This window comes from Microbacterium sp. Leaf351 (genome assembly GCF_001423825.1).
In the GTDB taxonomy this organism is placed as follows: Bacteria; Actinomycetota; Actinomycetes; order Actinomycetales; family Microbacteriaceae; genus Microbacterium; species Microbacterium ginsengisoli.
On the sequence record NZ_LMPK01000012.1, the window covers coordinates 64827 to 66499 of the forward strand.

Sequence of the window (1673 nt, forward strand, 5' to 3'; positions counted from 1 at the left end):
GGTTGCCGAACACGACCGTGCGGATCGTGTGCCCTTCCGGCGCCACCGTCCGTCCCGTTTCCAGCAGTTCGGCGACCAGCCGGGCGGCATCGGTCGGGGCGCAGCACCCGAACCGGGTGAACGCGGCTTCCAGCACGGCCGGGTCCCGCATCGCCGGGTTGGGGTGCGGGCGGCCTTCCTTGACCTCGCCGAGGATCATGTCCGCTCCGCCCCCGGCGCCCAGGGCCGGGTCCAGCGGTGCGTCGACGGTCCCGGACGCTCCCGGTGCGCGGTGCAGCCGTACGGCGAGGATGTCCAGGTCGGTGATGGTGCGGGGACCGCCGGGACCGGTGGCGTCCAGCACGGGGTATTCGGCGACGGTGAAGTAGCCGTTGACCCGCAGGTACGCCTGCACCAGCCCGACCGCCGTGTCCACCCTCTATCTCCGACCGGGTTATCTGGCCGGTCAGGCGGCGTGCGCGTAGCGGGCCGGGTCGGCGTCGAACAGCGGCCCGCACTCGGCGCAGCAGAACCAGTACCGGCTGCCCTGGTAGTCGCGGAACAGGCCGCGCTGCTCGGCCCAGGCCGGGTCGACCTGGTTGCCGGGCATCACCGGACAGGTCACCAGGTTCGTCGCCCCCGCCGGCGGCTCGTGATGGTGATGCTCGTGCGCACCATGCTCGTGTCCTCCACGGTCGTGCCCGTGCGTGGGTCGTGCCCGGAGTGGTCGTGGTCGTGGGACATGGTGTGTCTCCTTCTCGAGCGATGGTTAGGCCTGGACGGGCGCGGGCTCTCGGGTGGCGGGGGCGCCGGCACGGGTCGGGGTGGGCAGGGGGCGGAAGCGGCGCAGGCGGAGGCTGTTGGTGACGACGAACACGCTGCTGAACGCCATTGCCGCGGCGGCGAGGATGGGGTTGAGCAGGGCGAGCATCGCGACCGGGATCGCGGCGACGTTGTACGCGAACGCCCAGAAAAGGTTCCCCTTGATCGTGCCCAGGGTGCGGCGGGCCAGCCGGATCGCGTCCGGGACCAGCATCAGGTCGCCGGAGACGATGGTCAGGTCCGCGGCGGTGATGGCCGCGTCGGTGCCGGTGCCCATCGCGATCCCGAGGTCGGCGGCGGCGAGGGCTGCGGCGTCGTTGACGCCGTCGCCGACCATCGCGACCACCCGGCCCGCGGCCTGCAGGTCGCGGATGGTGTCGAGCTTGCCCTGTGGGGTGACCCCGGCGCGGACGTCCTCGATCCCGGCCTGGTTGGCGATCGCGCGGGCGGCGCCGGGGTTGTCGCCGGTGAGCAGGATCGGGGTCAACCCGAGCTCTCGGAGCCGGGTGACCGCCTCACGGCTGGTGGGTTTGATGGTGTCGGCGACGCTGATCGCCCCGCGCACCTGCCCGTCCCACGCCACCACCGTGACCGTCGCTCCCGCCGCCTCGTCCGCCGCGATGGTGTCGGCGAGCTCGGCGGGGATGGGGAGCGCCCATTGGGTGGTGATCCAGGAGGCGCGGCCGGCGGCGACCAGGCGGCCGTCGACGATGCCCTGCACGCCCTGCCCGGCCACCGCGGCGAACGATTCCACTGCCGCGAGCGGGCCGCTGGCCGCGTTGGTGATGGCGCGGCCGATGGGGTGTTCGGAGCCGTGCTCGAGCGCCCCGGCGACCTGCACCAGCTCCGTCTCGTCGGTCCCTGCGGCGGGG

Annotated in this window: 4 protein-coding genes; all 4 read right to left on the bottom strand. The window is 73.3% G+C overall.

Annotated features, from left to right (window positions below; all coding sequences use genetic code 11):
* A partial coding sequence (locus ASG00_RS15265) for a hypothetical protein (RefSeq protein WP_200930862.1) occupies positions 1-415 on the bottom strand: 415 nt, incomplete at its 3' end.
* Between the two features lie 30 nt (positions 416-445).
* Positions 446-604, bottom strand: coding sequence for a YHS domain-containing protein (locus ASG00_RS14385; RefSeq protein ID WP_327037316.1), 159 nt, complete (start codon positions 602-604; stop codon positions 446-448).
* On the bottom strand, positions 601-723 hold the full coding sequence (locus ASG00_RS18685; protein WP_268768652.1) for a hypothetical protein: 123 nt from the start codon (positions 721-723) through the stop codon (positions 601-603). The genes ASG00_RS14385 and ASG00_RS18685 overlap by 4 nt, the downstream gene beginning before the upstream one ends.
* A gap of 25 nt (positions 724-748) precedes the next feature.
* Positions 749-1673, bottom strand: a 925-nt coding sequence (locus ASG00_RS17095; RefSeq protein ID WP_235559171.1) for a heavy metal translocating P-type ATPase, incomplete at its 5' end; no start/stop codon positions are given.